The 23,393-nt window shown below is 67.3% G+C and carries 22 protein-coding genes; 13 read left to right on the top strand and 9 right to left on the bottom strand.

The window, feature by feature from the left end:
* Positions 1-8 precede the first annotated feature (8 nt).
* From CAL25_RS06220 to CAL25_RS06200, 5 genes are all read left to right on the top strand, one after another.
* Positions 9-995, top strand: a complete 987-nt coding sequence (locus CAL25_RS06220; RefSeq protein WP_094799087.1) for a Bug family tripartite tricarboxylate transporter substrate binding protein — start codon at positions 9-11, stop codon at positions 993-995.
* Positions 996-1,029: 34 nt separating this feature from the next.
* Positions 1,030-1,968 carry an SMP-30/gluconolactonase/LRE family protein gene (locus CAL25_RS06215; RefSeq protein WP_094799086.1) on the top strand — a complete coding sequence of 313 codons (939 nt, stop codon included), beginning with the start codon at positions 1,030-1,032 and terminating at the stop codon, positions 1,966-1,968.
* A 319-nt stretch (positions 1,969-2,287) separates the two neighbouring features.
* Positions 2,288-3,727, top strand: coding sequence for an NAD-dependent succinate-semialdehyde dehydrogenase (locus CAL25_RS06210; protein WP_094799085.1), 1,440 nt, complete (start codon positions 2,288-2,290; stop codon positions 3,725-3,727).
* 115 nt (positions 3,728-3,842) lie between these two features.
* Positions 3,843-4,334, top strand: coding sequence for a GNAT family N-acetyltransferase (locus tag CAL25_RS06205; RefSeq protein ID WP_094799084.1), 492 nt, complete (start codon positions 3,843-3,845; stop codon positions 4,332-4,334).
* Between the two features lie 62 nt (positions 4,335-4,396).
* Positions 4,397-5,194, top strand: a complete 798-nt coding sequence (locus tag CAL25_RS06200; RefSeq protein ID WP_094799083.1) for a hypothetical protein — start codon at positions 4,397-4,399, stop codon at positions 5,192-5,194.
* 66 nt (positions 5,195-5,260) lie between these two features.
* Here CAL25_RS06200 and CAL25_RS06195 read toward each other — a convergent pair whose 3' ends face one another.
* Entirely contained in the window at positions 5,261-6,817 is a 1,557-nt protein-coding gene (locus CAL25_RS06195) for an AMP-binding protein (RefSeq protein ID WP_094799082.1), read from the bottom strand.
* A 273-nt stretch (positions 6,818-7,090) separates the two neighbouring features.
* On the opposite strand from CAL25_RS06195, the gene CAL25_RS06190 reads away from it, so the two are divergent.
* On the top strand, positions 7,091-8,038 hold the full coding sequence (locus tag CAL25_RS06190; RefSeq protein ID WP_170948401.1) for a Bug family tripartite tricarboxylate transporter substrate binding protein: 948 nt from the start codon (positions 7,091-7,093) through the stop codon (positions 8,036-8,038).
* Between the two features lie 9 nt (positions 8,039-8,047).
* Here CAL25_RS06190 and CAL25_RS06185 read toward each other — a convergent pair whose 3' ends face one another.
* On the bottom strand, positions 8,048-8,956 hold the full coding sequence (locus CAL25_RS06185; protein ID WP_094799080.1) for a LysR family transcriptional regulator: 909 nt from the start codon (positions 8,954-8,956) through the stop codon (positions 8,048-8,050).
* Positions 8,957-9,039: 83 nt separating this feature from the next.
* Between CAL25_RS06185 and CAL25_RS06180 the strand changes: the two genes are divergently transcribed.
* The gene (locus tag CAL25_RS06180; RefSeq protein WP_094799079.1) at positions 9,040-10,200 is read left to right on the top strand and encodes an acyl-CoA dehydrogenase family protein; all 1,161 of its coding nucleotides are present in this window, start codon (positions 9,040-9,042) and stop codon (positions 10,198-10,200) included.
* A gap of 93 nt (positions 10,201-10,293) precedes the next feature.
* Here the strand turns inward: CAL25_RS06180 and CAL25_RS06175 are convergent, their stop codons facing one another.
* The 7 genes from CAL25_RS06175 to CAL25_RS06145 form a co-directional block, all read right to left on the bottom strand.
* Positions 10,294-11,610 carry an MFS transporter gene (locus CAL25_RS06175; protein ID WP_094799078.1) on the bottom strand — a complete coding sequence of 439 codons (1,317 nt, stop codon included), beginning with the start codon at positions 11,608-11,610 and terminating at the stop codon, positions 10,294-10,296.
* 63 nt (positions 11,611-11,673) lie between these two features.
* Positions 11,674-12,330, bottom strand: a complete 657-nt coding sequence (locus CAL25_RS06170; protein WP_094799077.1) for a DUF4286 family protein — start codon at positions 12,328-12,330, stop codon at positions 11,674-11,676.
* Between the two features lie 122 nt (positions 12,331-12,452).
* A complete protein-coding gene (locus tag CAL25_RS06165; protein WP_094799076.1) occupies positions 12,453-13,364 on the bottom strand; it encodes a LysR family transcriptional regulator in 912 nt (303 codons plus the stop codon).
* 42 nt (positions 13,365-13,406) lie between these two features.
* The gene (locus tag CAL25_RS06160; protein ID WP_094799075.1) at positions 13,407-13,754 is read right to left on the bottom strand and encodes a hypothetical protein; all 348 of its coding nucleotides are present in this window, start codon (positions 13,752-13,754) and stop codon (positions 13,407-13,409) included.
* A gap of 95 nt (positions 13,755-13,849) precedes the next feature.
* Positions 13,850-14,674 (bottom strand): TatD family hydrolase, encoded by an 825-nt coding sequence (locus CAL25_RS06155; RefSeq protein ID WP_094799074.1) that lies wholly within the window; start codon positions 14,672-14,674, stop codon positions 13,850-13,852.
* A gap of 32 nt (positions 14,675-14,706) precedes the next feature.
* On the bottom strand, positions 14,707-15,411 hold the full coding sequence (locus tag CAL25_RS06150) for an ABC transporter ATP-binding protein (protein ID WP_094799073.1): 705 nt from the start codon (positions 15,409-15,411) through the stop codon (positions 14,707-14,709).
* Positions 15,404-16,636, bottom strand: a complete 1,233-nt coding sequence (locus CAL25_RS06145; RefSeq protein WP_249278990.1) for a lipoprotein-releasing ABC transporter permease subunit — start codon at positions 16,634-16,636, stop codon at positions 15,404-15,406. Before CAL25_RS06145 ends, CAL25_RS06150 begins: the two co-directional genes overlap by 8 nt.
* Before the next feature lie 181 nt (positions 16,637-16,817).
* Here CAL25_RS06145 and CAL25_RS06140 point away from each other — a divergent pair, with 181 nt between their 5' ends.
* The 6 genes from CAL25_RS06140 (at position 16,818) to CAL25_RS06115 (ending at position 23,347) form a co-directional block, all read left to right on the top strand.
* A complete protein-coding gene (locus CAL25_RS06140) occupies positions 16,818-17,759 on the top strand; it encodes a hypothetical protein (RefSeq protein ID WP_094799071.1) in 942 nt (313 codons plus the stop codon).
* The gene (recJ, locus tag CAL25_RS06135; RefSeq protein WP_094799070.1) at positions 17,741-19,441 is read left to right on the top strand and encodes a single-stranded-DNA-specific exonuclease RecJ; all 1,701 of its coding nucleotides are present in this window, start codon (positions 17,741-17,743) and stop codon (positions 19,439-19,441) included. The genes CAL25_RS06140 and recJ overlap by 19 nt, the downstream gene beginning before the upstream one ends.
* A gap of 177 nt (positions 19,442-19,618) precedes the next feature.
* A protein-coding gene (gene prfB / locus CAL25_RS06130) for a peptide chain release factor 2 (protein WP_141217894.1) occupies positions 19,619-20,723 on the top strand; the annotation gives its coding sequence in 2 pieces (ribosomal slippage) (positions 19,619-19,699 and positions 19,701-20,723; 1,104 coding nt in all).
* A 26-nt stretch (positions 20,724-20,749) separates the two neighbouring features.
* Positions 20,750-21,502 (top strand): SDR family oxidoreductase, encoded by a 753-nt coding sequence (locus CAL25_RS06125; protein WP_094799069.1) that lies wholly within the window; start codon positions 20,750-20,752, stop codon positions 21,500-21,502.
* A gap of 6 nt (positions 21,503-21,508) precedes the next feature.
* Positions 21,509-23,029 carry a lysine--tRNA ligase gene (gene lysS / locus CAL25_RS06120; protein ID WP_094799068.1) on the top strand — a complete coding sequence of 507 codons (1,521 nt, stop codon included), beginning with the start codon at positions 21,509-21,511 and terminating at the stop codon, positions 23,027-23,029.
* An 18-nt stretch (positions 23,030-23,047) separates the two neighbouring features.
* On the top strand, positions 23,048-23,347 hold the full coding sequence (locus tag CAL25_RS06115; protein ID WP_094799067.1) for a hypothetical protein: 300 nt from the start codon (positions 23,048-23,050) through the stop codon (positions 23,345-23,347).
* The last annotated feature ends 46 nt before the right edge of the window (positions 23,348-23,393 follow it).

Below are 23,393 nucleotides of genomic sequence, written 5' to 3'. Positions count from 1 at the left end.
TGACAACCATGATCCGCTTTTCCCGCACCGGCGCCGTCTTGGCGCTCGCCGTCCTTCCCTTCACCGCGCCGTGGCTGCCGGCCGCGCAGGCCGCCGACACCTGGCCTGAGCGTCCCGTGCGTATCGTCGTGCCCTACGGTCCCGGCGGCGCGGTCGATGTCGCCACGCGCAAGATGGCGCAGATGCTGTCCACGCAGACCGGCCAGACCTTCGTCGTCGAGAACAAGCCCGGCGCCACCGGCACCATCGGCGTCAGCCAGGTGGCCCGCGCCACGCCCGACGGCTACACGCTGGTGGCCAACGACACCACCTATTCGCTGCTGCCGCATATCTTCAAGAAGCTGCCGTTCGATCCGGCGCAGGACCTGCAACCCGTCTCGGCGTTCGTATTCGCACCCATGGGTCTGGCCGTCTCCGCCGACAGCCCTTATCGCACGCTGGGCGACCTGATCGCGCAGGGCAAGGCCAAGCCCGGCCTCGTCACCTATGGTTCGGGCGGACCGGGCACCACGCCGCACTTCGCCGCCGAAGGGCTGGCCGCGGCGACCGGCGCGAAGTTCATGCACGTACCCTTCAAGGGCGCCGCCGAGGCCACGCAGGCGGTGATGGGCAAGACCATCGATTTCCAGTTCGCCTCCACCACCGGCATCATGGGCCCGGTGCAGGGCGGACAGCTCCGGCTGCTGGCCGTCAGCGGCGACAAGCGCCTGGCCGTGCTGCCCGGCGTCCCCACCTTCGCCGAGGCCGGCGTCAAGGATTTCGGCGTGGTGAACTGGACCGGACTCTGGGTGCCGAAGGGCACGCCCGCCGAAGTGTCCGCCCGGCTGCAGCGCGAAGTGGCCAAAGCCATGGCGTCGCCCGAGATGAAGGCGTTCGCCACCAAGATGGGCGCCGAGCCGCGCGCGGCCGACACCACCGAGTTCACCCGCATCCTGGCCGACAGCAATACGATGTGGGGCAACGTCGCCCGCACCATCGGCTTCGACGCCAAGTGATCCCGCGCGATCGCCCACCGCCCAAGGAAACCGCATGTTCTATCTGAACCCTCCCGAACTCATCGAGTTCGAGATCTGGACCTCGCTTCCCGAGTCGCTGCGCCGCGCGCGCCGCAGCGACTGGGCCGACGCCAATCGCGGCGGCGTGCCCGCGGACTCGTTTCTCGAAGGCCCGGTGTTCGATCGCGCCGGCAATCTCTACGTAACCGACATCCCGTGGGGCCGCGTCTTCCGCGTCTCTCCCGCGGGTGAATGGTCGGTCGTCGCCGAGTACGACGGCGAGCCCAACGGCATGAAGTTCATCGACGACACGCACCTGCTCATCACCGACTACAAAAACGGCCTGATGAAGCTGGATGTCCGCACCGGCGAGGTCACGCCGTTCCTGCAGCGGCGCAACAGCGAGCGCTTCAAGGGCGTGAACGATCTGATCTTCGACGCGCAGGGCAATCTGTACTTCACGGACCAGGGCCAGAGCGGGCTGCACGATCCCAGCGGCCGCCTCTACCGGCTGCGCCCCGATGGCCAGCTCGACCTGCTGCTTGCGAACGTGCCCAGCCCCAACGGCGTGGCGCTCTCGCCCGACGGCCGCGTGCTCTATCTTGCCGTCACGCGCGGCAATTGCGTCTGGCGCGTGCCGCTGCTGCCGGACGGCAGCGTGAGCAAGGTGAGCCAGTTCTTCACTTCGCACGGCCCGAGCGGGCCCGACGGACTGGCCGTGGACACCGAGGGCAACCTGCTGGTCTGCAACCCGGGACTGGGCTACGTGTGGCTGCTCGACCACCGCGCCGAGCCGCGCATCATCTGGCGCAGCCCGGCGGGCCAGTCCACCACCAACCTCGCGTTCGGCGGCGCCGACGGCCGCACGGTGTACTGCACCGACTCCACGACTGGCGCGATCCTGACCGCCCAGGCGCCGCATGCCGGGCTGCCGCTGGCGCGTGGCGTGACCAGACCCGCGGGATCGCCCTGAGCGCGCCGCCGGCCCGGCTCCTGGGCCAGTTTTCCCGCCCCCCGTAACAGAATATGAAGTCTCGCGGCACGCCGCCCCGCGGCGTGATCCGCCCCCATCGACTCGCCGCAACGCGACAAAATCCAACGTTTTCCAAGACTTAGCGCGTCCTGCGGGCACCGCCGCCTCATGACCTTGGCTCCATGGTCTCCGGGGCCAATCGCGCTGCCCCTCGCCTCCAGGCCCCTGCCCTGTTTACACTAGACGTTTGTGGCCGCCGCAGTGCTGCGCATTGCCCGACGACCTGCACCGTAGTTCCCCATTCAACTTAGGAGCACCCATGAGCAGTTACCCCGACACCCTCTTGTTGATCGACAACGAGTGGCGCGAAGCCAAGGGCAACAAGCGCATCGACGTCGTCAACCCTGCCACGGGTGGCAAGATCGGTCAGGTCGCCAGCGCCAGCCGCGAAGATCTGGACCTGGCTGTCGAAGCCACGCAGCGCGGGTTTGAAACCTGGCGCGCCATGTCGGCCCACGAGCGTTGCGCCATCATGCGCAAGGCCGCCGTGCTGCTGCGCGAACGCGCCGACGACATCGCCCGCCTGCTCACGCAAGAACAAGGCAAGCCGCTGGTCGAAGCCCGCGGTGAAATCCTGGCCGGCGTCGAGATCATCGACTGGTTCGCCAACGAAGCGCTGCGCATCTACGGCCGCCTGGTTCCGGCGCGCAACGCCGCCGCCACGCAGATGGTGCTGAAGGAGCCCGTGGGCCCCGTCGCCGCCTTCACCCCCTGGAACTTCCCGGTCAACCAGATCGTGCGCAAGATCGGCGCCGCGCTGGCCTCGGGCTGCTCGTTCCTGGTCAAGGCCCCTGAAGAAACCCCCGCCTCGCCTGCCGCCCTGCTGCAGTGCTTCGTCGATGCCGGCATCCCCAAGGGTGTCGTGGGCCTGGTGTTCGGCTCGCCCGCCGAGATCTCGAGCTACCTGATCGCTCACCCGGTCATCCGCAAGATCACCTTCACGGGCTCGACCCCGGTCGGCAAGCAGCTCGCCGCCCTGGCCGGCCAGCACATGAAGCGCGTCACGATGGAGCTGGGCGGTCACGCGCCGGTGATCGTGGCTCAAGACGCCGACGTCGAGCTCGCCGTCAAGGCAGCCGGTGGCGCCAAGTTCCGCAACGCCGGCCAGGTCTGCATTTCGCCCACTCGCTTCCTCGTCCACAAAGACGTGAAGTCCGCCTTCGAGCAGGCCTTCATCGCCCAGGCCGAGAAGCTCAAGCTCGGCGACGGCCTGGCTGACGGCACGACGCTCGGCCCCCTGGCCAACGACCGCCGTCTGGCCGCCATGGACAAGATCGTGAAAAACGCCGCCGAAAAGGGCGCCCGCGTAGCCACCGGTGGCCAACGCATCGGCACCGCCGGCAACTTCTTCGCGCCCACCGTCCTGACCGACGTGCCCCTGGACGCCGACATCTTCAATGAAGAGCCCTTCGGCCCGGTCGCCGCCGTGCGCAGCTTCGAGTCGCTCGACGAGGCCATCAACGAAGCCAACCGCCTGCCGTTCGGCCTGGCCGCTTACGCGTTCACCAAGTCGTTCAAGAACGTCACCGAACTGTCGCGTCGCCTGGAAGTCGGCATGGTCTGGATCAACCAGCCCGCCACGCCCTCGGCCGAACTGCCGTTCGGCGGCGTGAAAGACTCCGGTTACGGCACCGAAGGCGGTTTCGAAGCCCTCGAGCCCTACCTCGTCACCAAGGCGGTGTCGGTGGTTGGCGTCTGATCGCTCAGGCCGCTGCTCGACACTGACGGGTCTTGCCTTCGGGCAAGGCCCGTTTTTCTTTGGGATACGCGCGCCGCTGTACCATGTCCGCCGCCATTCAAATCACGCCCGCATCATGAGCAACCTGCTTTTTCGCCCCGCCCGCCCCGCCGACGCCGACCGCTGCTACGACATCGAAATCTCCGCCTACGAAGGCGACGAAGCCGCCACGCACGCCAAGATCGTCACCCGCATCGCCCAGTATCCCGAAGGTTTCCTGATCCTGGAGCAGGACGGCCGCGTCATCGGCTTCATCAACTCGGGCTGCGCGCCCGAGGTGGTGATGTCCGACGAGGCGTTCAAGGAACTGGTCGGCCACGATCCGGCCGCGCCCAACGTCGTCATCATGTCGGTCGTGGTCGATCCCGCCGAACAGGGCAAGGGCCACGCCGCGCGCCTGATGCAAGAGTTCATCGCCCGCAATCGCGCGATGGGCAAGGCCACCATCCACCTCATGTGCAAAGACCGCCACGTGCCGCTGTACGAGAAGCTCGGCTATACCTATGTGCGGCCGTCGGCCTCCGACCACGGCGGCATGGCGTGGCACGAGATGGTGATGACGCTCTGAACGCGCAGCGCGCACGCGCACTTCGTTTACGATGAGGCCCTCACGAGGAGGCCGACGCCGCGATGTCCGAACACCATCAGTTTCTCTTCCCGTTGCATCCGCACCTGCCGGCCCCCGACTGGCGCGCCCTCGAGGCGCGCCTGCGCGAACAGGGTTATGTGCTCAAGCCCGAAGGAGACGGTGTTCCGCCGCGGGAATTGGACAACCTGAGCTTGCGGCTCTCCCGCGCGCTCGATTGTGACTACCAATACGACGCCCGCACGCGCACGCCGGCCGACGTGCTGGCGCTCTACATGCGCGCGGGCGCCCTGCCCGCGGATCTGCCGCTGCATGCCAACGCGGGCATGGCCGACACGCTGGCGCTGCTCATCTCCCGCGGCATCGCCTTCGACAATACCTTCGCCGACAACGAAGGCAGCGATTGGCGCAGCCCGTACTACCGCATGGGCCCCGCCGCCCGCGCCCTCATGAGCCCGGATGCCGCGCAGGCCTACGACGCGGACCCGCGCCAGTTCGGGCTGCTGCTGCTCGCCTATGAGGGCCCCGATCCCGCGGTCCACGTGGGTGAGAACCTCAGCGTACCCACGCTGCCCGGCAGCACCGAGCCCCTCGACGACTTGCCGCCCTACGGCAGCTATCTCGACTTCATCGGCGCGGCCTACGCCGACCCGACCGTCCAGTGGCACGCCCCCGACGGCCGCGCGTACACCATCCTCGAGCTCGACTGGCAATACAGCTTCGCGTTCGGCTACCGCATGATCCGCACCGACGGACTGGACGAAGCCAGCGCGAGAAACCTGGCGCACGCGATCGGCGAGATGCTGGGTGTGCCGATGGGATGCAGTCATCGGCATCTATGACCGCGTGTTCCGGCGCCGGAGCGGACCCGGCCGCACAGGCGGCCTGCGGTTCACACGACAGCCATTTCACCCCACCTTGCGTTCCTGCCCCTCCCAGTAGGCGTCGCGCAACGGCTTGCGCGCGAGCTTGCCGTTCGCGTTCTTGGGCAGCTCTGCCACGATGTCGATACTGCGCGGTTTCTTGAAATCCGCCAGATGCGCGCGGCAGTGCGCCATCAGCTCGGCCTCGCCGGTTCGTGCACCGGGCTTGAGCACGAGCACCGCCTTGATCGCCTCGCCCCACTTATCATCCGGGATGCCGAACACGCAGGCCTCGTACACATCGGGATGCTGATACAGCACCTGCTCCACTTCGGTGGGATACACGTTGAACCCGCCGGTGATGATCATGTCTTTCTTGCGATCCACGATGTAGACGAATCCTTCATCGTCCATTCGGGCGAGGTCGCCCGTGTGCAGCCAGCCGTCGCGCAGCGCCTGGGCAGACAGTTCCGGCTCGCCCCAATACCCCGCGAACACGTCCGGGCCGCGCACGGTGATTTCGCCCACCTCGCCCTGTGCCACCGGCCTGCCCGCCTCGCCCGCCAGCACAAGCTCCCCCTCGCCAAAAAGGCGGCCGCAAGACGACAGCCGCTCCGGGCATGACGCGAGCGCATGCGCATGGTCGAGCGTGCTCAACAGCGCCAGGCCGCCGGTGGTTTCACCGGTGCCGTAGCCCTGGCTGAGCTTCGGCCCCAGCGCGTCCCAGGCCTCGCGGATGCGCGCCGGCGCCATGGGCGCGCCGCCATATGAAATCTGCCGCAACGCGCTCAGATCGTGCCGGTGCAGACTGGGTTCGGCGATCAGCATGTTGACCATGGTGGGCACCATGAAACTGAAGGCAGCGCGATGCCGCGCCGCCGACGCCAGGAATGTCTCGGGATCGAATCGGTCGTGCAGCAGGATCGTGCCGCCCTGGAATAGAAACGGCTGCATGAACATGCCGCTTGCATGTGTGATCGGTCCCGCAAGCGCCAGCACCTCGCCGGGGTTGGCCCGCATGCGACCCATCACCACCTTGCGCAGCGATGCCATACGGTTGCCCACGGTCTGCATGGCCGCCTTGAGCTTGCCGGTGGAGCCGGACGTAAAGTGCAGTACCGCCAGATCGTCGGCCGCCATGTCGACATCCGGGTTGCGATCGGCACCGGCTTCGATGAACGATTCGTACGACGTCCATCCGTGCATCGATGCGCCCCCAGTCACGATCATGTGCCGGACCGCCGTCAACTCGCCCGCGATCTCGGCCACGCCATCCCCGTGTGCAGGGTCGACGATGAATACGCCAGCCTGCGCATTGTTCACTGTCTCGACGACCTCGCGCAGAGAGAGCCGTGCGTTCAGCGCCACTTTCACCAATCCGGCCTTGTACAGCGCGCACTCGAGCTCGATGATTTCCGCGCAGTTCCAGGCCTGAATGGCCACGCGGTCCCCCTTGACCAGACCCAGGCCCAACAGGGAGTTGGCCAGGCGATTGGAGCGGGTTTCCAACTGGCCGAAACTCACCGTCCGATCACCGTGGATGATGGCGGGACGGTCGCGCCAGTACGCCGCGTTGCGGGTGGTATATCGTCCTTGATTCATGGAAAGCCTCCGTCGATGTGTAGCGGCATCGTGAGGCAAGCGGTCGGGCCATGGCATAACGCCGCATGCGTTTCCGATACCGCAGCGTTATCGGCCGACTCGATGCCCGCTGATTATCGAAATCAGCCATTGCGGCATCGCGAGGCGGAATCGGGCGCGTCAAATAGGTGGCAACAGGCGCATACGACAGCCTGGCGTGACATTCCAAATCAGGAGACAACTGTGTACCTACCCGACTCCCGTCCGAGGCCCCTGCTGCGCGCGATCCTCGTCATGTTCGCCGCGGCGCTGACCCTCTTGCAGCCCGCGCTGGCGCGTGCGGCGGACTACCCCAGCCGGCCCATCCGGCTGATCGTTCCATTCACCGCCGGCGGCCAGTTCGACTACATCGCCCGGCTGGTCGCCGAGCCGCTCGGCCGCGAGCTCGGTCAAAACATCATCGTGGAAAACGTGGGTGGAGGCGGGGGCAACATCGGCGGCGCCAAGGCCGCCAGCGCGGCGCCCGACGGCTACACGCTACTGGAATACGGCGGCAACTTCGCGATCGCCAAGCACTTGAGCCCCAAGTTGCCGTTCGACCCGATTACCGACCTCGTCCCCGTCGGCGGCATCAGCGTGTCGCCGCACGTGATCCTGGTCAACAGCAGCCTGCCGATTCACAACCTGGCCGAACTCGCCGCGTATGCCAAGGCGAACCCGGGCAAGCTCAGCTACGGCAGTCCCGGCGTCGGCTCGTCGATGCATCTCACCTTCGAAGCGGTGAAGCAGCACTTCGGCATCGACGCCGTGCATGTGCCGTACCGGGGCGGCAGCAACATGCTCAATGACCTGGTGGGCGGGCAGGTCGGCGTGGGCATCATCGCGGTTGCGCCTGCCCTGCCCTTCATCCAGGGCGACAAGGTGCGGCCTATCGCGGTGACGAGCGCGCAGCGGGCCATTTCCCTGCCCAAGGTGCCCACGGTCGCGGAGGCGGGCTATGCAGGCTTCGAGAGCGGCAGTTGGGGCGGCATCGCCGTTCCCAAGGGAACGCCCCAGGCCATCATCGATCGACTCAATCTTGCGCTGAACAATGCGGTGGCTCAGGAGGCCATCAAGGAGGCCCTGCAATCTCAGTCGTTCACGCCCATCGCGGGCACGCCGGACGACTTTCGCAAAATGATCGCCGACGAGTCGAACCGATACGGCCCGTTGATCCAGAAGCTGGGGCTGCAGGCAAACTGAGCGGCCGCGTCAGCGCGCGGCGCGCTTTGCCGCGCGCTCGCGCAGAATTTCGATGAACCGTTGCGCCAGCGGCGACAGATAACCGCCGCGTCGCGTCATGATGCCGATCTCGCGATGCCAGGTCACATCCTCCAGCGGTACCGCCGAGAGTCCCTTGCCTGCCTCGGAGCGCAGCGTAATCTCGCTGATCACGGTCAGCAGATCCGTGCCGTGCAGCACACTCACCAGGCTCGATACCGACGAATTCGACTCGATCACGATCTCGGGAGGCGCGGCTCCCCGCTGCTCGAAACGCGTTTCGAGCCAGCGCCGCGAAGCCACCTGCAGGCCAGGCAACATCCAGCCAAACCCGATCAGATGATCGAAACGAATCTTTGCTCGGTCGAACAGCGGATGCCCCGCCCGCGCGGCAACGAACAGGCTGTCGCGAAACAGGGGAATTCGATCGAACTCCGCGGGCGCCGCGGAATCGTGTAGCGAGCTGATCGAGAAGTCGAGCTGCCCCTGCCGCAGCGCGGGGATCAGCGCGTCGTTGAGCGAGACTGTCACATTGATCTTGGCCGCTGGCCGTTGTGCCATCAGATCCACGCAGGCGCCATTAAAGACGGGGTCGACCAGCAAGGGCGTCACGCCCACCCTGACGAGCCCGATGCTGCCGCGATGCAGATCGCCCGCCTCCCGCAGCGCGTCGTCCAGATCGCGGCGCGCCTGCAGGCTGCGCTGATAGAACACCTTGCCCGGCATGGTGAGCTCCATCCCCTTGGGCGTGCGCACGAACAGCTGCAGTTGCAGCGCCTCTTCCAGGCGACGTATGCCCTTGGTCAGCGCGGGCTGACTGATACCCATGCCATCGGCGGCGCGTCCCACATGGCCCGCCCGCGCGACCGCCAGAAAGTAGTCCAGATCCTCGAGCCGCATGATTCCGCCTGGTTATCAAGAAACAGAAGACGATAATTGCGAACGCTAGGAACGCTGTCAAGCTGGCACTATCCCAAGGAGACATGATGATCCAGCCTGCCCCGCCCCTTGCCGCGCTACGTGAGCGCCTGCATCACTACCTGCACGACGAGCTGATCCCCCTCGAACGCTCGCTCGGGCTTGGCTATGAGGATAAATTCTCCCGCGAACTGGTCAGGTCCGTTTGGCGGCGCTCCCGCGAACTGGATCTGTATGGCCTGCAGTTGCCCCGCGATCTGGGCGGTCAGGACCTGCCCTACCGCGATCTGTGCGTGCTGAAAGACGATGTCGCGGCGTCCGGCGCCATCCTGTTTCCCCATGTGCTGGGCGACTGGGGCGGGCCGTCGCGGATCGGCAATCTCGTCGCCCACGCCACGCCCTACCAGCTCGAGCGATACATCATGCCGGTGATCCGCGCCGAACGTGGTGCGTGCTTTGCCATGACGGAGCCGCAGTCCGGATCGGACGCCACCAATCTGCACACGCTGGCTGTGGAAGACGGCGACGACTACATCGTCACGGGCGTCAAACACTACATCTCCGCATCGACCTTCGCTGATTTCGCCGTCACCCTGTGCGTGACAGACCCGGACAAAGGCGTCGATGGCATCTCGGCCCTGCTGATCGATCTCGACGCACCCGGCGTGCGGCTAACCTTCGACTGCGTCCCGATGACCGGCCAGTATGTCGATGCCGACATTGTGCTCGACCAGGTGCGGGTGCCCAGGAAGAACCTGATCGGCACGGCCGGTGGGGGCTTTCGCATCGCCATGAACCGTATCAGTGTGAATCGGCTGCTGCACTGCCCCACGATGATCGGCCTGGCGCGCCAGGCGTTTCGCATGGCCCTGGACTACGCCAAGACACGCCAGCAGTTCGGCGGGCCCATCAGTCGGTTCCAGGCCATCCAGCACATGCTGGCCGACATGGCGACGGCGCTGTATGCCTGCGAGCAGATGGTCCTGGCAGCGGCCGAGCGCGCGGACGCGGGCGAGGACGTCAGGGAGCTCGCCGCCATGTGCAAACTGTTCGTCTCGGAGCGCTGCTTCGAGATCGCAGACAAGGCCATGCAGATCCACGGCAACGTCGGCGTCACCAAGAACCACCCCGTCGAGTTCATCTTCCGGCGGCTGCGGCTCTACCGCATCGTCACCGGTACCAGCGAGATCCAGCGCAACACCATCGCGAAAGGACTGCTGGCTTGATCGGCCTGCCGGAGATCGAGTCCCACACGACTCAGAATGGACAACGCCCGCCGGACCTCTCGATCCGGCGGGCGTTCATGCCGACCTGCTGCCTTACTGCTGCAGCGGCCGCTTGGCGGTCTCGCGCGCCGCGAGCAGCGACACGGCGGTCAGCGCCAGCGCGAACACGACGTACAGCGACACGGCCAGGGTCGATCCCCACGACTTGAACAGGCTCGCGATGATCAGCGGAGCAAAGCCGCCGCCGACGATACCGGCCAGCGTGTAAGCCAGCGACGAACCGGCATAGCGCACGCGTCCCGGGAACTGCTCGGTCACGAACGCGGCTTGCGGGCCGTACATCATGGCGTGGATCAGCAGCCCGCCGACCACGGCGATGCAGATCAGAAACGGGCTGGCCTGGTCCATCAGGAAGAAGAACACGAACGCCCAGGCCATGCCCAGCACGGCACCGGCCAGGTACACCGGACGACGGCCGATCTTGTCGGACAGCGCACCGAAGAGCGGCACGGTCACGGCATTGACGCCCGCGCCGATCATCGTGGCCGTCAGGGCCAGCGGACGCGACAGGTTCAGCACCGTCGTCACGTAGGTCAGCGTGAACACCACGACCAGCGCGTACAGCACGTCGCTGCCGATGCGCGAGCCACCCGCGATCAGCAACTGGCGCCAGTACGTGACCAGCACCTCCTTGATCGGCGTCTTGGCGGTCTCGCGCTTCTCTTCCATCTCGCGGAACACCGGCGTTTCTTCCACGCCGCGGCGCAGCCACAGGCCGAACAGCACCAGCGCCACGCTCGAGATGAACGGAATGCGCCAGCCCCAGGCCTGGAACTCTTCCGGCGACAGCAGGGCCGAGATCACGGCGATGAAACCGGTGCCGATCAGCGTGCCGCACGACGGACCCACCTGGGTGAACGAGGCGTTGCGGCCACGTTGATTCGGCTTGCCATGCTCCATCGACAGCAGCACCGCGCCGGCCCATTCACCACCCAGCGCGACGCCCTGCACGAAACGCAGCGCCACCAGCGCCACCGGCGCCCACAGGCCCCAGGTGGCGTAAGTGGGCAACAGGCCCATCAGGCCGGTCGACACGCCCATGATGACGAGCGTGGCCACCAGCACGAACTTGCGGCCCAGACGGTCGCCCAGGTGACCGAACACGAAACCGCCCAGCGGCCGCGAGATATAGCCCACCGCGTAGGTCGAGAAGGCCAGGATGGTGCCCGTGAGCGGATCGAACGACGGGAAGAAGATCGCGTTGAATACCAGCGCGGCCATCAGGTTGTAGACGGTGAAGTCATACCATTCGAGCGTGGTGCCCACCGAGCTGGCCAGCGCCAGTCGACGCATCTTGTGCTTGTCGCCTTCGGCGTGTTCAGCCGGTGCGTTCAGTGTGTGTTCTGCCATGGCAGTGTCCCTTGCATGTTGCGCGCGCGCTCACAGATGGCGCGGTCGAGAGTTCTTCGGTGCTCAGCCCAGGTCGGCGGTCGTGAGTTTCCAGCCGAGTTCGAGCAGCCAACCCTGTGCGGCCGGCACCCCGAGGGCCTTGGCGGCCTGCTCGCGCAACGCACGCGCGGCCACGGCCGTGCTGGCCTCCACCAAGAAGATCGGCAACAGCTGACGGTTCTCGGTCGACTCGCGCGGCAGCGGCGAGCTCAGCGTGGTGTCGGGCGTCAGCAGGTACGAGTGCACGAAGCCGTCCTGCCCGGCGAGCGTTTCGCCCAGGCGCGCGGCGGACTCGGCCTGCACCGCGCCATCCAGCGGCAGCACCACGATGTGTGCGCCGCTGCCAAAGCCCACGGCGCCCTCGACGGCGCACACGCGGCGCATCGGATTGCGCATGCGATCCAGGTTGGTCACCGACCAGGGCGTCTGCTGGCCAAAGGCCGCGCGATAGGCGTCGGTGGTAAACGCGCCGAGCGATTCGGTGCGGTACAGGCCCAGATACTTGCGGCCGCCCTCCACGCTCGAGTAACGCGCACCGGACACGAAGCCGGGAATACGCACCCGCTCTTCGACGTGTTCACGGTCGTACCAGCGGTTGAAATCGAGTTCCTCGGCGGCGTCCACGTCGGTGGCGACGAAGAGCATGCCGTTCGGGGGAGAGAGTTCGGACTTGGAGTTCATGGCAGGTAACGCCTTCCTTGATGACGGAAGCCGTTATCTTCCCGCCGGGGCCCCGACCCGGACAAACGAGTTATTTTGTTGAGCGCGCAATAAAATTTATACGCGCGAACTCAGGGTAAGCCCTATTGCGTGCTACCCAAACGCGGGGCCTTCACCGAGGTGGTGAACTGATCCGAGGCCAGGCAGGCCAGCTCGGCGACCAGCCGGATGGCATCGGAGGCCGCGCCCTCGAGGTAGCTCACCACCAGCCGCTGCGGCGGCACCGGCAGATCGGTGCGCAGGATCTGCACCTCGCCGCGGCCCACATACTCATAGATCGGCGGCAGCGGCACCAGCGCCCGGCCGAAATGGCTGCGCACCAGTTTGGCGAGCGCCGCGATCGAGCTCACGCAATGCACCTTGCCCAACGGGATGCCGGCGTCGCGATACAAGGCCTTCAGTGCTTCGTGCGGCTGCGATCCCGGGCTCATGGTCAGCACCGGCTCGCGCAGCAGGTCTTCGACACGAACGCTCTCGTCGCTGCCCGCCGGACCGACCCACCCCATCTCCATGGGCAGGCACGGCACATTCACGATGCCCGCCTCGGTGACCGCATCGGTCTGCAGCGCGATATCCAGCGAGCCCTCGCGCAGGCCGCGATGCAGCGCGCGGGTGGTCTCCGAAGTCAGCTGCACCTCGATGCCCGGATAGGTGGAGCGCAGGTTCGTGAGAAAACCGATGAGCCAGGTATGCACCACCGTCTCGATCACGCCGATACGCACCAGGCCCGAAACCTCGTCGGCGCTGCGGCCCAGCGACAGGATCTGCTGGCGCAACTCGAGCAGCCGCTCGCCGTAGTCGAGCAGGCGCGTGCCCACCGCGGTCAGGCGCAGCTCCTTGGCGTCCCGGTCGAACAGCCGTGCGCCGATGTCTTCTTCGAGTGAGGCAATGCGGTTGGCCACCGCGGCCTGCGTGATGTGCAGGCGATCACTGGCCGCGCGGAAACTGCCCAGCCGCGCGGACCACAAAAAAGCTTCGACGAAACGCGTATTCATGACGACAATCCAGGCCCCGCTGGCCGGTCAGCCCGCAAGGGTTCAGGCGCGGCGCGCGCGCTCGTGCGGATCGTCGATCTCGCGCTGGAGCTCGGCGATCAACCATTCGAACCATTGATGTTCGGCACGCGCATAGACCGCGGCCGCGGGCGTCTTGCCCTGGCGCCAGCCGGTCTGGTGCACGTCGAGCCAGAGCGCCAGGCTCTTTTGCGGCGCGAGCAGCCCCGAGAGCCAGGTCCAGAGATACTTGGCCAGCGACCGTTTGTAGCCCTTGGCGCATTGATACAGCGTCGGCTCGAGCGGCAACTCGCCCGCGCGCGCCAGACGCTGCTGCACCCGGCGCAGGATCTCAACAGCGGCCTGCAGATCTTCGGTGCTGAGCTTCTTCATGACAACATCTCCTGGAGGTCAAGGGCCGGCATGCGGCGGCAATACGCAGGATTATCGCCGTCCGCGCGCGGGGACGGAAGCCCCATGCACATCGGTCAGTGCGCGTCGCGCCCGGCCAGCCAGGCGTCCAGCCGGGGCAGCACGCGGCGCGCGGCCGCGGTCGTGCCTGCCTCGATCTCGGCCACATCGGCGCCACGCAGTTCGGCCAGCACCGCGCCGATGCGCGGCAGATGCGCGGGCGTGTTGCGCCGATCCGGCTCGTGCAGCCAGGCGGGCGGGATATCGGGCGAATCGGTTTCGAGCACGAGATGCTCGAGCGGGATGTCCGTCGCGTGCCGGCGGATCTGCAGCGCGCGCTCGAACGTCATCGCGCCGCCCATGCCCAACGCGAAGCCGTGTTCGACGAAGGCCTGCGCCTGCTGGGCGCTGCCATTGAAGGCATGGGCGATGCCGCCCACCAGATCACGCTGGCGGCGCAGATACTTGAGCAGAATGTCCTGCGAGCGGCGCACATGCAGCAGCACGGGCAGGCCGTACTCGGCGGCCAGCCCGAGCTGGGCGGCGTAGAAACGCTCCTGGCGTTCGCGCGGCGCGCCGCTGGCGATGTCCTTGACGAAGAAGTCCAGGCCGATCTCGCCGATCGCGACAAAGCGCGGATCGGGCAAGGCCGCCTCGATGGCGCGCCGGAGCACGTCCAGGTCGGCGTCGTGGGCCCGGGCCACATACAGCGGATGGATACCGAGTGCGTAGGTCCCGCCTTCGAACTGGCCGGCCAGCGTGGCCACGGTCTCGAAGTTGGCCGCCTCGATGGCCGGAATCACGATCGCGCCCACCCCCGCATCCTGTGCGGCGTGCGCGACGTCCAGCCGGTCCGGATCGAACTCGGCGGCGTCGAGATGGCAATGGGTATCGATGAACACGCACGGCTCCGCTGGCAGGACGCCTGCCCGGTTCAACCGGCCAGCAGGCGCCCGTTTTCCATGTGCAGCTGGCGATCGGCACGCGCCGCCAGCTCCGGGTCATGGGTCACGATAGCAAAGGCCGTACCCGATTCCTGATTGACGCGGGTGAGCAGCTCGAACATGGCCTGCGCGGTGTGGCGATCGAGGTTACCGGTGGGCTCGTCGGCCAGCACGCAGGCCGGCCGCGTCACGAGCGCGCGCGCCAGGGCCACGCGCTGCCGCTCGCCGCCCGATAACTGCCCGGGGAAATGCCCCTCGCGCGCCGCCAGACCGACCAGCTTGATGACCTCGCGCGCCTCTTTGCGCGCCGTCTCGCGATCGACCCGGCGCACGATCAGCGGCATCGCGACGTTATCCAGCGCCGAGAACTCCGGCAGCAGATGGTGGAACTGATAGACAAAGCCGAGGCTGCGGTTGCGCAGCGCGCTCTTGCGCGCCTCCGACAGACCATGGGAATCCACGCCGTCGACATGCACCGTACCTTCGGACGGCACGTCGAGCAGGCCCAGGATGTGCAGCAGCGTGCTCTTGCCGGAGCCGGAGGCGCCGACGATGGCCACCATCTCGCCGCGCTCGACGGCGAGCGACACATCGTCGAGCACCAGGATGCGCTCGGGGCCTTCGTCGTAGACCTTGGTCAGGTGCTCGGCCAGCAGCGCCGGCGGCGGCGTCAGTTCGCGGGAAGTATCAGTCATGGCGCAGCACCTGTGCCGGTTGCAGGCGCGACGCGCGCCAGCTGGGGTAAAGGGTGGCCAGCAGCGACAGCACCAGCGAGGTCACGCCGATGATGGCGATGTCGTTGACTTGCGGATCTGAGGGCAGCGCGCTGATGAAATAGATCTCGCGCGGCAGGAAATGCACGCCGAACAGGCCTTCGATGAAAGGCACGATCACGTCGACGTTGTACGCGATCAGCATGCCGCCGGCCACGCCCGCGATGGTGCCCACCACGCCGATCAGGGCGCCCTGCACGAGGAATATCCGCGCGACTTCGCCCGGGCCTGCGCCCAGGGTGCGCAGGATCGCGATGTCGGACTGCTTGTCTTTGACGGCCATGACGAGCGACGACAGCAGGTTGAACGCCGCCACCGCCACGATCAGCGCGAGGATCAGGAACATCATGCGCTTTTCGGTTTGCACGGCCGCGAACCAGGTGCGGTTGTTGCGCGACCAATCCGATGCCATCACGTAGGGCGGCAGCACCTTGGCCAGCTCGGTGGCCACCTGCGGTGCGCGCTGCATGTCGGCGATGCGCAGACGCACGCCGGCGGTGCCGCTGTCGCGGAACACGCGGGCGGCATCGTCGTCGTCCACGAACACGAGCGACGAGTCGTACTCATAATGGCCGGACGAGAAAATGCCCACCACCGTGAACTGGCGCATGCGGGGCGCGAAGCCGGCGGGGCTGATGGACCCCTGCGGCGCGAGCATCATCACGGTGTCGCCCACCTTCACGTCCATGTCGGTGGCGAGGTCGCTGCCGAGCACGGCGCCGAAGCCGCCCGGCTTCAGGTCGGTGAGTTTGCCGGTCACCATCTGCTTGGGCAGATCGGAGACATTGCCCTCGCGCTCGGGATCGATGCCCCGCACCTGCACGCCGCGCAGCGCCTGGCCGCGCACGAGCATGCCCTGGGCGGCGACGAAGGGCGCCTCGCCCCGGACCTCGGGATTCTGTTTGGCCGCGGAGCCGAACTGGTCCCATTGCGCCAGCACCCGGTCCGGCAAGGCCCCCGGGACGTAGAGTTCGATGTGGGGCAGCACCGAGAGCATGCGGTCGCGCACTTCCTTCTGGAAGCCGTTCATCACCGACAGGACCACGATCAGGGCGGCAACGCCCAGCCCGATCCCGGCCATCGACGTGGCGGCAATAAAGGAAATGAAGCGGTCACGGCGACCGCTGCGCCGACCGAGGCGCGCCATGCCCGCGTAGCGGGCGCCAATCCAGAGTTCGTAAGGTATTTTCAGCACAGCGCATTATGGCATTAACGGCAGTCGCCCGGCGTGCCGCCCCGGCACCCGTCGCTACCTGTTCCATCAGAGCGTGGCAGGGCCGATTTGTTCCGCCCGGCGGCCGGTCCGGCGGCGGCACTACAATGCCGCCATGCTGATCGTGATCCCGGGCGCCCTGCCCGACCTCTCCGTGGCCGGCGAACTCGCCCGGCACCTGCCGCAACGCGCGCCGGTACTGCATGCCTGGTTGCAGGCCGGCCGTGCCGAGTCCGAATCGTTCGATGTGCGCGCCCAGGGCTGCACGCCGTTCGAGGCGTGGCAGCTCGGCCAGGCCGGGTTCGCGCCCGGCCCGGATCAGGCGCTCGGCGCCGGCCTCGGACCGCTGCGCGCCCCCGAGGCCAGGCCCGGCGAGCCCGTCTGGCTTGCCGAGCTGGTCCACCTTGCGCTCGGCACCGACCAGGCCACGCTGATGCCGCCCGATCAACTCGATCTGCGGGCGGACGAAGACGCCGCGCTCTACGCGCTGGCCGCGCCCCTATTCAGCGAACAGGGCTTCGGCGTGGAGCGTCTCGCCCCGGGCCGATGGCGCGTGCGGCTGCCCGACGGCCTCGCGCCGCGGAGCGCCAGTCCCGCGGCCGTGGCCGGCCAGCGGCTCGACGCCTGGTGGCAGCACGACGCCGCCACGCGGCCGTGGCGGCGTCTGCTCAACGAGATTCAGATGGCCTGGCACGAGCAGCCCGTCAATGAGGCTCGCGCCGCGCGCGGCGTCGCCCCCATCAATGGTCTCTGGCTTTATGGCGGCGCCCTGCCCTGGACGCTCACGCCCGGCGAACCGGCCCAGGTCCTGTCCGAGCTCGAGCGCTCGCATCGCGAAGGCGACTGGGGCCGCTGGCTCGAGGCGCTGGCCCGCCTGGATGCCGAGCATCTCGCGCCGCTGGCCGACGCGCGTCACGCGCCGCGCCAGCCGCTGACCTTGCTGCTGCTGGGCGCCGACCGCCGCGCCCGCCTCACCCTCAAACCGCGCTCGGGCCTGGCCAAATGGCTGCCCGCGCCCAAGCACAACTGGAACGCCTGGTGGTCACACCCCGTCTAACCGTCCGCTCCGCCGCCTTCGACGCGTGCCAAACGCTCGAAGCCGCCGGCATCCATCCTTTGCTGGCGCGCCTGTGGGCCGCCCGCGGCGTCACGCACCCGGACCAGACCCGTCTCAATTGGCCCGCGCTGCTGCCGCCGGCCCACCTCACGCACTCCGCTCACGCGGCATCCGTGCTGGCGGACGCGATCCAGGCCAACAAGCGCCTGTTGATCGTGGCCGACTACGACTGCGACGGCGCCACGGCCTGCGCGGTCGGCCTGCGCGCGCTGTCGGCCATGGGCGCCGATGTCGATTTCCTGGTGCCCAATCGCTTCGAGACCGGCTATGGCCTCTCGCCCGCCGTCATCGAACTCGCCTGCCGTCATCGCAACGGCAAGCCCGACATCATCATCACGGTGGACAACGGCATCGCCAGCGTCGAGGGCGTGGACGCGGCGAATGCCGCCGGCATCGGCGTGGTCGTGACCGACCATCACCTGCCGGGCGACACGCTGCCGGCGGCGCTGGCCATCGTCAATCCCAATCAGCCGGGCTGCGGCTTCCCATCGAAGAACCTCGCCGGTGTGGGCGTGATCTTCTACATGATGCTGGCGCTGCGCGCCGAGCTGCGCCGCCGTGGGGTGTACGCCGCCGACGGCGGGCCCCGCCTCGATGCGCTGGCCGATCTGGTGGCGCTCGGCACGGTCGCCGACGTCGTGCGGCTGGACGCCAACAACCGCCTGCTCGTCACACAGGGCCTCGCGCGCATGCGCTCGGGCCGTATGCAGCCGGGCCTGCGGGCGCTGTTTGCCGTGGCCGGCCGCGAGCCGCGCAATGCCAACAGCTTCGACCTGGGCTTCGCGCTCGGCCCGCGCATCAACGCCGCCGGCCGCCTGGCCGACATGAGCCTGGGCATCGCCTGCCTCACCACCGACGATGAGGCCCAGGCGCTCAACATGGCGCGCGAGCTCGACAACATCAACCGCGAGCGCCGCACGATCGAAGCCGAAATGCGCGAGCAGGCCATGGCGGCGATGGAAGCGCCCCAGGCCACGGCCGGCGCCACCGTCTGCGTCTACGATCCGGGCTGGCACCAGGGCGTGGTGGGACTGGTCGCCTCGCGCCTGAAAGAAAAATTCTGGCGGCCCACGCTGGCCTTCGCGCCCGCCGGCGACGACGAAATCCGCGGCTCGGGCCGCTCGATTCCGGACGTGCACCTGCGCGACGTGCTCGACCTCGTGTCCAAGCGCCACCCCGGGCTCATCCGCAAGTTCGGCGGCCACGCCATGGCGGCCGGCCTCACGCTCGGACGCGACGGTTTCGCGCAGTTCGCGCCGGCCTTCGAGGCCGCCGTGCGCGAACTCACCGGACGCGACCAGTTCGAGCCCCTCATCGAAACCGACGGGTCGCTCGAGACGGGCTATGCCAATGCCGAAGTCGCGGGCCTGCTGCAGCAACAGGTCTGGGGCGCGGGTTTCGCGGCACCGCTGTTCCTCGACGAATTCACCGTGCGCAGCCAGCGGCTGGTCGGCGAAAAGCACCTCAAGCTCTCACTCGAGCGCGGTGCGCAGCGCTTCGACGCCATCTGGTTCGGCCACGACCAATCCCTGCCCGCCCAGATCCAGGCGGCCTACCGCCTGGAGCAGAACGTCTGGAACGGCATGGTCTCCGTGCAGCTGGTGATCGAACACGCCGGTTGACGCCGGCCAGCGGGACAGTCCGGCCAGCGCCGGCGCGGCATCGGCCGCCGCGGCATCGGCCGCCGCTGCACCGGCCGGCGCAGCACCGGCCGCGGGGGCACCGGGCGCCTGCCGCAGCAAGACGGGCTCAGGCACGCTAAAATGCCAGGTTTCGCATAAAAGTCACCAGGATCAATCATGGAAGCCGAACGTCAGAACCAGATCGCCGCCCGCCTTGCCGACTACGCGGAGCGCGAACAGGCTCTACGGAGGTATCTTTGACTACGATGCCAAATCCGAACGCCTGCATGTCGTAAACGCCGAGCTCGAAGACGCCTCGGTCTGGAACGACCCCAAGCACGCCCAGGACCTGGGCCGTGAGAAGAAATCCCTCGAAGACGTCGTGGGCACGCTCACCGAGCTCGGCTCGGGGCTGGCCGACGCACGTGAGCTGTTCGAACTGGCCGCCGCCGACGAAGACGACGCCACGCTCGAAGCCATCGAGGTCGATGCCAACGGCTTCCAGGAAAAGCTCGAGACGCTGGAATTCCGCCGCATGTTCTCGAACGCGGCCGACCCGCTCAACTGCTTCGTCGACATCCAGGCCGGCGCGGGCGGCACCGAGGCCCAAGACTGGGCCTCCATGCTGCTGCGCCAGTACCTGAAGTACGCCGAACGCAAGGGCTTCAAGGTCGAAGTGCTCGAAGAGTCCGAAGGCGAAGTCGCCGGCATCAAGTCCGCCACCATCAAGATGGAAGGCGAATATGCCTTCGGCTACCTGCGCACCGAAACCGGCGTGCACCGCCTCGTGCGCAAGAGCCCGTTCGACTCCTCCGGTGGCCGCCACACCTCGTTCGCCAGCGTATTCGTCTACCCCGAGGTCGACGAGTCCTTCGAGGTCGAGGTCAATCCGGCCGATCTGCGTGTCGACACCTACCGGGCCAGCGGCGCGGGCGGTCAGCACATCAACAAGACCGACTCCGCCGTCCGGATCACGCACATGCCCAGCGGCATCGTGGTCCAGTGCCAAAACGACCGGTCGCAGCACCGCAACCGCGCCGAAGCGATGCAGATGCTGAAGTCCAAGCTGTACGAGCTCGAGATGCGCAAGCGCATGGCCGAGCAGCAGAAGCTCGAAGACTCCAAGACCGACGTGGGTTGGGGCCATCAGATCCGTTCGTACGTGCTCGACCAGAGCCGCATCAAGGATCTGCGCACCAACGTTGAAATCTCCAACACCCAGAAAGTGCTGGACGGCGACCTGGATCCCTTCATCCAGGCCAGCCTGAAGCAAGGCGTCTGACCGCAACCTCTCCGGAGCCATCCGACATGATCGACACGCTTGCCATCCTGACCGGCGCCTCGCGCGGCCTGGGCGCTGCCCTGGCGCGGGGCCTGCTCAAACCCGGTACCCGCCTCGTCACGCTGGCGCGCCGTACCGATCCCGACCTCGCCGCCCAGGCCAACGCCGAGGGCGTCGAGCTCGAGCAGCTGCCTGTCGATCTGTCGGATCTGGCCGTGGCCGGCGCCACGGCCGAGCGGCTGGCTGCGGCGCTGCCGCAGGCCCGCCGTTATGTGCTCATCAACAACGCCGGCACGGTCAATCCGGTGGCCAATACCGCCGAGCTCACCGACGCCAGCGCCATCGCGTCGGCCTTCAACCTCAACGTCACGGCCGTCATGCTGCTGACCGCGCGGTTCCTGTCGGCCCTGCGCGGCCAGGGCGCCGACGTGCGCATCATCAACATCTCGTCGGGCGCGGGCCGCAATCCCAACGCCGGCTGGGGTGTGTATTGCGCCACCAAGGCGGCGCTCGACATGTACACCCGCGTGCTCAACGCCGAACACGCCGCGCAAGGCGTGCGCGCCGTCTCGCTCGCCCCCGGCATCGTCGACACCGACATGCAGGCCACCATCCGTTCCAGCGACGAAGCCAGTTTTCCGGCGCTCGCGCGCTTCCAGGAATTCCACGCCACCGGCAAGCTGTCGGCGCCCGCCGACGTGGCCGCGCGCATCCTCGCTTATCTCGATCGCGACGATTTCGGCAAGACCGAAATCGACGACATCCGCAATTACAACTGACCCACCATGACTGATCACTCGCCCGCGCCCGTCGCCCAGGATGAAAACCGCTTGATCGCCGAGCGGCGCGCCAAGCTGGCCAAGCTGCGCGAAAGCGGCGTCGCGTTCCCCAACGATTTCGTGCCGGACGCGCAGGCCGCGCAGCTGCACGCCAAATACGACGACCAGGAGCAACAGTCCCTGGTCGACGCCGCCGTGCACGTCAAGGTGGCCGGGCGCATGATGCTCAAGCGTGTGATGGGCAAAGCCAGCTTCGCCACGCTCCAGGACGGCACCGGCCGCATCCAGCTCTACCTCGAGCGCGGCACGCTGGGCGAAGAGGTCTACGCTTCGTTCAAGCAATGGGACATCGGCGACATCATCGCGATCGAAGGCACGATGTTCAAGACGAACAAGGGCGAGCTCTCGGTGCATGCCACCAGCGCGCGCCTGCTGTCCAAGTCGCTGCGTCCGCTGCCCGACAAGTTCCACGGCGTGTCCGACCAGGAGCTGCGCTACCGCCAGCGCTACGTCGACCTCATCATGACCGATGCCACGCGCAAGACCTTCGAAGCGCGCAGCAAGGCCGTCGGCAGCATTCGCCGCCTGATGCAGGACGCCGGCTTCCTCGAAGTCGAAACGCCGATGCTGCACCCGATTCCCGGCGGCGCGGCGGCCAAGCCGTTCGTCACCCACCACAACGCCCTCGACATGGAGATGTACCTGCGCATTGCGCCGGAGCTCTATCTCAAGCGTCTGGTGGTCGGCGGCTTCGATCGCGTGTTCGAGATCAACCGCAACTTCCGCAACGAAGGGGTGAGCCCGCGCCACAACCCCGAGTTCACCATGATGGAGTTCTATGCGGCCTACGCGGATTACCGCTGGCTCATGGACTACACCGAAAACCTGATCCGTCAGGCGGCCATCGACGCCACCGGCAGCGCCGTGCTCACGTATGGCGAGCGCGAACTCGACCTGGCCAAGCCGTTCGACCGCCTCACGATCTGCGAAGCCATCCTGAAGTACGCGCCGCAATACACCCAGGACCAGCTCGATGACATCGAGTTCGTGCGAGGCGAGCTCAAGAAGTTCGGCGCCGACGTCAAGGGCCCCGTGCTGTCGCGCGCCGGTCTGGGCGCGCTGCAACTCGCCCTGTTCGAAGAAACGGCCGAATCGCAGCTCTGGAACCCGACCTACATCATCGACTACCCGATCGAGGTTTCGCCGCTCGCCCGCGCCTCCGACACGCGTGAAGGCATCACCGAACGCTTCGAGCTGTTCATCACCGGCCGCGAGATCGCCAACGGCTTCTCCGAGCTCAACGATCCCGAAGACCAGGCCGAGCGTTTCCGCTCGCAGGTCGAGGCCAAGGATGCGGGCGACGAAGAAGCCATGTATTTCGACGCCGACTACATCCGCGCGCTCGAATACGGCATGCCTCCCACGGGCGGCTGCGGCATCGGCATCGACCGTCTCGTCATGCTGCTCACCGATAGCCCCAGCATCCGCGACGTCATCCTCTTCCCGCACCTGCGCCGTGAAGACTGACCCTCACCAGGACCGCGCATGATCGTCAAATTCCTGCTCATCATCGCGTTCCTGGTGCTGGTCATGTACGTGGTCCTGCCGCGGCGCGGCGCCAACCAGCCCGTCGATCGGGCGCGGCGCCTCTTCATCGCGCTATGCGCCGGCAGCGTCGGCGCCCTCACCGGCTCGCTGATCACGCTGGTGCTGTGGCTCGGCACCAATGCCGGCCCGACCGACAGCCACGGCGGCGGTGGCGACGCGCTGCTCGGCCTCTCCGGCCTGCTGCTGGTGATCAGCCTGGGCTGCGCGGTCGGCGCCATGATGAAGCGCGTGAAATAACACCTGCGGCGTGCCACGCGCGCCCCGGCCACCGCCTTCGGACGGT

The organism is Bordetella genomosp. 5 (assembly GCF_002261315.1).
Lineage (GTDB): Bacteria > Pseudomonadota > Gammaproteobacteria > Burkholderiales > Burkholderiaceae_B > Bordetella.
This window is presented reverse-complemented; position numbering and strand designations above follow the sequence as displayed.

What these genes read in the sequence shown, in the direction of transcription:
- CAL25_RS06220 (WP_094799087.1), top strand. Translation starts at nt 9, where the DNA reads ATGATCCGCTTTTCCCGCACCGGCGCCGTCTTGGCGCTCGCCGTCCTT.
- CAL25_RS06215 (WP_094799086.1), top strand. Translation starts at nt 1,030, where the DNA reads ATGTTCTATCTGAACCCTCCCGAACTCATCGAGTTCGAGATCTGGACC.
- CAL25_RS06210 (WP_094799085.1), top strand. Translation starts at nt 2,288, where the DNA reads ATGAGCAGTTACCCCGACACCCTCTTGTTGATCGACAACGAGTGGCGC.
- CAL25_RS06205 (WP_094799084.1), top strand. Translation starts at nt 3,843, where the DNA reads ATGAGCAACCTGCTTTTTCGCCCCGCCCGCCCCGCCGACGCCGACCGC.
- CAL25_RS06200 (WP_094799083.1), top strand. Translation starts at nt 4,397, where the DNA reads ATGTCCGAACACCATCAGTTTCTCTTCCCGTTGCATCCGCACCTGCCG.
- CAL25_RS06195 (WP_094799082.1), bottom strand. Translation starts at nt 6,817, where the DNA reads ATGAATCAAGGACGATATACCACCCGCAACGCGGCGTACTGGCGCGAC.
- CAL25_RS06190 (WP_170948401.1), top strand. Translation starts at nt 7,091, where the DNA reads ATGTTCGCCGCGGCGCTGACCCTCTTGCAGCCCGCGCTGGCGCGTGCG.
- CAL25_RS06185 (WP_094799080.1), bottom strand. Translation starts at nt 8,956, where the DNA reads ATGCGGCTCGAGGATCTGGACTACTTTCTGGCGGTCGCGCGGGCGGGC.
- CAL25_RS06180 (WP_094799079.1), top strand. Translation starts at nt 9,040, where the DNA reads ATGATGATCCAGCCTGCCCCGCCCCTTGCCGCGCTACGTGAGCGCCTG.
- CAL25_RS06175 (WP_094799078.1), bottom strand. Translation starts at nt 11,610, where the DNA reads ATGGCAGAACACACACTGAACGCACCGGCTGAACACGCCGAAGGCGAC.
- CAL25_RS06170 (WP_094799077.1), bottom strand. Translation starts at nt 12,330, where the DNA reads ATGAACTCCAAGTCCGAACTCTCTCCCCCGAACGGCATGCTCTTCGTC.
- CAL25_RS06165 (WP_094799076.1), bottom strand. Translation starts at nt 13,364, where the DNA reads ATGAATACGCGTTTCGTCGAAGCTTTTTTGTGGTCCGCGCGGCTGGGC.
- CAL25_RS06160 (WP_094799075.1), bottom strand. Translation starts at nt 13,754, where the DNA reads ATGAAGAAGCTCAGCACCGAAGATCTGCAGGCCGCTGTTGAGATCCTG.
- CAL25_RS06150 (WP_094799073.1), bottom strand. Translation starts at nt 15,411, where the DNA reads ATGACTGATACTTCCCGCGAACTGACGCCGCCGCCGGCGCTGCTGGCC.
- CAL25_RS06145 (WP_249278990.1), bottom strand. Translation starts at nt 16,636, where the DNA reads ATGGCGCGCCTCGGTCGGCGCAGCGGTCGCCGTGACCGCTTCATTTCC.
- CAL25_RS06140 (WP_094799071.1), top strand. Translation starts at nt 16,818, where the DNA reads ATGCTGATCGTGATCCCGGGCGCCCTGCCCGACCTCTCCGTGGCCGGC.
- CAL25_RS06125 (WP_094799069.1), top strand. Translation starts at nt 20,750, where the DNA reads ATGATCGACACGCTTGCCATCCTGACCGGCGCCTCGCGCGGCCTGGGC.
- lysS (WP_094799068.1), top strand. Translation starts at nt 21,509, where the DNA reads ATGACTGATCACTCGCCCGCGCCCGTCGCCCAGGATGAAAACCGCTTG.
- CAL25_RS06115 (WP_094799067.1), top strand. Translation starts at nt 23,048, where the DNA reads ATGATCGTCAAATTCCTGCTCATCATCGCGTTCCTGGTGCTGGTCATG.